This window comes from Kitasatospora sp. NPDC059812 (genome assembly GCF_042732075.1).
Classification (GTDB): domain Bacteria; phylum Actinomycetota; class Actinomycetes; order Streptomycetales; family Streptomycetaceae; genus Kitasatospora.
In genome coordinates, this window is sequence record NZ_JBHWIO010000025.1 from 7,328 (window position 1) to 13,076 (window position 5,749).

Here is a 5,749-nt window from a genome sequence, read left to right on the forward strand (position 1 = left end):
CCCGGCCCCCCCCGGCCACCCCCGGGGTGCCCTTACCGCGTGTGTTGGGGGGGGGGGGGCGGTTTCAGTTCCGGGGCCCGCCCCCCGGGCGGGATGCTGGTCGGCTGAGGTCCGCGCGGCGCGATCGGTGACCGCCGCGTCGTGCCGCTCAAACAGGGTGATCCGGCCGGCCAGGCTTTCCGGACCTCTCCGTCATGCGGCGACGCTCCGTCACCTGCCAGCGCCGACGTCGGTGCTCGAGGAATGCCTTCCACAGCTCCAGGCGGTGGCGAGAATCCTTCGGAAACGTAAAGCGGAGGACTCCGAGGATGACGGCGGCCACCAAAACGGGCGCGGACCCCGGGTGGTCGGTGAGGAACGGCACGGATCAGCCCTTCCCGTCACACAGTTCGAGCGTGGCAGTGCCCAGCACCACCCGGTAGGCGTCGCCGTGTCTCGGCGGCCTCGCTCTCCGCGGTGTACTGGATGCGGAGCGGGATCCGCTCCTCGGCAGTCATGGTGTGGACGGGCAACCCGCCCAACTCGCGCGCGGCGGTCAACCGCGCCTGCCGGAAGGGGATCGTGTCCCCGGACTCACGCTGGATGCGGCGTGTGAGCGTAACGATGTCCCTGTCGAGCGTCATGTCCGGCTCCCGGTGGGCGCGACTCAGTGCTCCCGCCCACTGCGCCCCATAGGAGGAACGACAGCTCTGCACCACGCGCGCCCGACGGCACTTTGCGCCCTCAACCCCGGGCGGCTGCGGGAGAAGCCCGGGTCCGACGTAACGGCGAGCGTGGTCGCCTGGCCAAAGCATAGCGCCTTGACGGCGTGCGGACGACGTCGAGAGCTCGACAAGGAGGCTCTGTGGCTGGGGATTTGTGCTGCCGGCTGAGCTCGGGCATCGGGTTGTTCCGGCGGGTCAGCGTCGGCAGGTGGGGCCGTTGACGACCTTGGTACCGGTCGGCGCGGCGGGCGTCGTGGGTTCGACGCGGCTCGGGGGTGTGCCCTGGTGTGGGTGGTGGGGGGGGAGCCCCCGGGGGTGTCGGGGGGTTGGTCGCATCGACCGGGGGCGGGGCGGCGGCGAAGACTGGTGGTCGTCTCGTAGAGGCGAAGGTCGGGCGTCGGTGGCGGGTGACTTGTCCTGACGCGCCTTCATCATGCAATCGGAGGACGGATCATGACGTCACGCAGTCGGCGAGCAGTGCTCCTGCTCGCCACCGCCGCTCTCGCACTGGGAAGCGCGGCCGCGTGCGGCACGTCCCGCGTGCCGGGTGCGGTCGGCTCGCCCGGTTCAGCGGCCGGTTCCGACGGCTCCGACGGCTCCGCCCGGACGGTCGTCAACAACGGGCACCGGCTGGTCTTCCATGTCACGCCCGGCCGTCTGCCGGCGGTCGTGCTGGATGCCGGCGGCGGGCAGGGCTCGTCCTACTGGAAGGACCTGGTGCCGGCCCTGGCCAAGGACACCGGTGCGGAGATCATCACGTACGACCGGGCCGGTCTGGGTGCCAGCGAGGAGGTGGCCGGACCGTGGCGGGTCGACGACGCCGTGTCGGATCTGGCGGCGGTGCTGACGGCGGCAGGCGCCACGAGCCACGTGGTCCTGGCTTCGCACTCGGAGGCCGGGGAGATCGCCACCTACTTCGTGCGCAGCCACCCCGGGTGGGTAGGGGGTGCGGTTCTGATCGACGCCAGCCTGCCCGACTTCTACACCGACGGCGAGATCGACCGGGTCGTGGCCGCGAACAAGGACCAGGTCGCCGCTCTCGCCTCCCAGCCCTCCACTCCCCAGACCCGCCAACTGCTCTCCGTGGCACAGGACTACGCGGCCATGCACCGTGCGTACCACCAGGCGTCCTGGCCGCAGGACCTTCCGGCGACGGTCATCGCCTCGGCCAGGACACCGTTCGAGACCTCGCCGCAGGATGCCCAGCTCTGGCGCGACGCGCAGGCGGCGTTCGCTCACGCCGCCCCCGACCGCGACCTGGTCGTGGCCGACAACAGCTCGCACGACGTCCCGCTCGACCGCCCCGACGTGGTGATCAGGTCCATCCACGCCATGCTGGCCAGGACGGGCTGAGCCGAGGTGCTCGCGGTTGCGGAAGGCCCTCGCGCGTCAGGATGACGGCGGTCGCTGGAGGCCCTGGAGGAGCAGGTCGACCAGGCGGCGGGGGTCGTAGCGGGGGTCGCCGTCGCGGCCGGCGCAGAGGTTGCCGATGCCGCGCATCAGTTCGTAGGCCTGCGTTCCGGGCCTGATCTCGCCGGCCTCGGCCGCGGCGGCGAGCAGCTGTGCGCAGACGGGCACCAGGCGGTCGAGGAAGTAGGCGTGCAGCGCGTCGAAGCCGCTGCCGTCCGACTGCAGCGCGTTGGCGAGTCCGTGCTTGGTGACCAGGAAGTCGACGAAGAGGTCGACCCATTGGCGAAGTGCCGCGAACGGGGAGTCGGCCTCGGCGAGCAGGGCCGGGCCGGCTTCGGCGCAGGCCTCGACCTGGTGGCGGTAGACGGCGACGACGAGATCCGCGCGGGTCGGGAAGTGGCGGTAGATCGTCCCCGTTCCGACGCCCGCCCTGGCCGCGATCTCGCGGATCGGCGCGTCGACGCCGGAGGAGACGAACACCTCGGCGGCGGCGGCCAGCAGCGTCTGCCGGTTGCGCTGCGCGTCGGCCCGCCTTCCCCTGGCCGGCGACTCCCCGGGTGGGGTCTCCCCTGGCTGGGTCTCCCCTGGCTGGGTCTCCCTGGGCTGGCCCGCAGTGGACACGATGCTCTCCTTCCGACAGCCGACAGCCGTTGGCCGATGACCGTTGACTAAGCGGAACGATGTTCCGTATAGTAAGTGGAACAAGGTTCCGGTTTCAGCATAGCCGAAACCGGACGCTCCCGACCGCCTCGCCCGCCGCCGGCCGCTCAGGCCCGACCGGGAAAGGCCCCCGAAGGGACATGCGCACCATGAGCGAATCGACGCACCCGGCCGACACCTTCGGCCCGCCCGCCCCCATCCCCATCCTCTCCGTCAGTCCGGTCGTCCTGCCGGTGCCCGGCCGGGCCGTGGACCTGGAGGTGCGGGTCTCCGCCCCACTGTCCGGGAGCGACCTGCCGGTCGTCCTCCTCTCCCACGGCCAGGGCCACTCGAACCACCTCTCCTCGCTGAACGGCTACGCCCCCCTCGTCAACTTCTGGGCCGCGCACGGCTTCGCCGTGATCCAGCCCACCCACCTCAGCTCGACGACGCTGGACCTCGCCCCCGACACCCCCGGGGCCCCCATGTACTGGCGGTCCCGGGCCGAGGACATGACGCACATCCTCGACCGGCTCGACACGATCGAGGCCGCCGTCCCCCAGCTCCTCGGACGCCTGGACCACGGCAGGGTCGCCGTCGCCGGGCACTCGATGGGCGGGCACACCGCGAGCCTGCTGCTCGGCGCCCGGCTCACCGACCCCGACGACGGGATGACCGTGAACCTGGCCGAGCCCCGGATCACGGCGGGCGTCCTCCTGGCCGCACCCGGCAGGGGCGGCGACGCCCTCACCCCGCAGGTGGCCGAGAACTACCCCTTCCTCTCGACCCCGGACTTCTCCCGGATGACGACGCCCACGCTCGTGGTCGCCGGGGACAAGGACGCCTCCGCCCACCTGACGGTCCGGGGCCCGGACTGGCACACCGATCCGTACACCCTCTCCCCCGGCCCCAAGTCGCTGCTCACCCTGTTCGACGCGGAGCACGGGCTCGGCGGGATCTCCGGATACGACGTCGCCGAGACCACGGACGAGAGCCCCGCACGGGTCGCGCTGCTCCAACGGCTCACCTGGGCCTACCTGCGCACCGCGCTCCACCCCGGCGACCCCGTCTGGCAGACGGCATGCGAAGCGCTGGCAGCCGAAGCCGACCCGCTCGGCCGGGTCGACTCCAAGTAGCACCGGCCGACCGCGGGCGTCATTCGACGCCGACTCCCCGGTGAGTACGAGAGCGCGGGTGGTCGAACGGCCGCCGACCACCCGCACTACTCCACCGGTGAAACGTGCAGCGCAGGAAGCGTTGGCGCCGGGGCCGGTCGTCCCGTCAACTCGCGGTAATGGCGCACCCGGAACACCCCGGACAGGCTCGCCGTCACCGTCACGGCAACCGCCAGCCACAGGGTCGCACCCGCCATGGCCAACACCCCGGAGACCCGGTCGACCGCCGTGAGGCCCACGCCGAAGACCGCCACCGACGGAAAGAAGGACAGCGTGACGGGCAGAGCGATCCAGGTAGAACTGCGCCCACTGTCCCCGCCGTGGGCCCGGAACGCCTGCCGGGACGTCCGCATCGCCTCACGGACCCCGACGCCGTCGATCATCATCGCCGGCAGCACCAGGTAGGAGGCCATCGCCCACCAGATCCCGACCAGCAGCAGCGACCCGAAGAAGATCACCACCACACCGACCAGTGCCCACACCACGATCGCCGGCAGCCGCCGCAGCGCCCGCCCGTAGCCGGCCCCGATCCCGACCGGCCGCCCCCGCAACGCGTCGTCCGCCGCGACGATCAGGACCGCGTTGAAGAACGTGGCGAAGACCGCCACGACGAGGATCGCGACCACCACCAATGCCACGTTCGCCAGGACGGCCCCCGACCACAGCCCCGTCACCCCCAGGGCGAGCCCCCCGACCAACCCGGCGAGCACCACGCCGGCGATCCCGGGCAGGAGCAGCAGCGCCTTGTGCTCCCACATCACCCGCGCCGATTCCCTGACCGGCCTCTCCGTGTACAACGTCCCACCCCAAAGGTTCTCAACCGGGCGCAGCCGGTCACTCCCGGGGCCTCTCCGGCAGCTCCCGGCCCGCTTCCTGATCGGCCGTCCGTCGAACTCGTCGCGCAGCGGCCTCAGCAGGAACTCTGCCATCCCGTAGGGCAGCCGTCTGCGGGCCGGGGAGGGGTGCTGCGTTTCTGCGGCACGACCGGGCGGGGTGAGTGGGCGGGGCAGTGTGGGGGTCAGTCGTGGGTCAGGGTGCGGGGGCGGATGTCGGGCCACTCGGGACCCGGGGCGAGCACAGAGGTTCGTCGGACCGACATCCCAGAAATCTGGGATTGTCATGGACCCGACGCCGTTGTGAGGATGCGTGGGACGCGTCCCGGCCGATTGTTCGAACAGCCCAGGCCGAGCCGCCCGACAGCACCAATAACCATGTCATGTTCCACACATGCCACCACCCGGGCCCATCGGGGGCGGCGAGAAGGAGACAGATCATGAGGAGCAGGATCAAGGCACTGATGGTGGCCGCGGCGGTCTCGGGATCGCTCGCGTTCGCGGCGGCCCCGGCGGAGGCGGGCACGGCGACGGTCGGCATCTGCCACTCCGTCTGGGGCGGGGACTTCTACTGTGCCTCGGACGACCCCAACCACGGCGAGGCATGGCTGCACCTGCCCCAGGGCCAGGACGAAGTGTTCGTCATCGGCACGGACGGGGCGGTCTGGACCCGCTGGAACGGGATGAACGGGACATGGCTGAGCGACTGGAAGAGCATGGGGGGACACTTCCAGGTCACCACACCGGCCGTCCGCACGTGGGCCAACCCCGACAGCTACACCATCTCGGCGATCGGCACCGACGGCAGGCAGTGGGTCAACTCCCGTAACAACCTCTCCGGCAACTGGAGCGGCTGGTCGCCCTTCTGATCTTCGGACGGATACCGGTAGGCAAGCGGCGGCCGATCATCGCCCCGGACCACGTTCCAGGACGACAGTCCACCCGCCCCCCCCCCCCCCCCCCCCCCCCCCCCCCCGGGGGGGGGGGC

General features: G+C 71.5%; 6 protein-coding genes. 3 read left to right on the forward strand and 3 right to left on the reverse strand.

What is annotated here, in order from left to right; all coding sequences use genetic code 11:
* Positions 1-380: 380 nt before the first annotated feature.
* Complete coding sequence (locus ACFV6D_RS15345; RefSeq protein ID WP_063352415.1) at positions 381-623, reverse strand: hypothetical protein; 243 nt, start codon at positions 621-623, stop codon at positions 381-383.
* A 534-nt stretch (positions 624-1,157) separates the two neighbouring features.
* Here ACFV6D_RS15345 and ACFV6D_RS15350 point away from each other — a divergent pair.
* Positions 1,158-2,057, forward strand: coding sequence for an alpha/beta fold hydrolase (locus ACFV6D_RS15350; protein ID WP_380560034.1), 900 nt, complete (start codon positions 1,158-1,160; stop codon positions 2,055-2,057).
* Positions 2,058-2,093: 36 nt separating this feature from the next.
* Here the strand turns inward: ACFV6D_RS15350 and ACFV6D_RS15355 are convergent, their stop codons facing one another.
* Positions 2,094-2,615: a helix-turn-helix domain-containing protein gene (locus ACFV6D_RS15355; protein ID WP_350879005.1), complete on the reverse strand. Its 522-nt coding sequence runs from the start codon at positions 2,613-2,615 to the stop codon at positions 2,094-2,096.
* A gap of 308 nt (positions 2,616-2,923) precedes the next feature.
* Here ACFV6D_RS15355 and ACFV6D_RS15360 point away from each other — a divergent pair, with 308 nt between their 5' ends.
* Positions 2,924-3,889, forward strand: coding sequence for an alpha/beta hydrolase family protein (locus ACFV6D_RS15360; RefSeq protein ID WP_380560036.1), 966 nt, complete (start codon positions 2,924-2,926; stop codon positions 3,887-3,889).
* Positions 3,890-3,975: 86 nt separating this feature from the next.
* On the opposite strand, the gene ACFV6D_RS15365 is transcribed toward ACFV6D_RS15360, so the two are convergent.
* Complete coding sequence (locus tag ACFV6D_RS15365; RefSeq protein ID WP_380560038.1) at positions 3,976-4,686, reverse strand: hypothetical protein; 711 nt, start codon at positions 4,684-4,686, stop codon at positions 3,976-3,978.
* A 515-nt stretch (positions 4,687-5,201) separates the two neighbouring features.
* Between ACFV6D_RS15365 and ACFV6D_RS15370 the strand changes: the two genes are divergently transcribed.
* Entirely contained in the window at positions 5,202-5,630 is a 429-nt protein-coding gene (locus tag ACFV6D_RS15370) for a hypothetical protein (protein ID WP_380345889.1), read from the forward strand.
* Positions 5,631-5,749 lie beyond the last annotated feature (119 nt).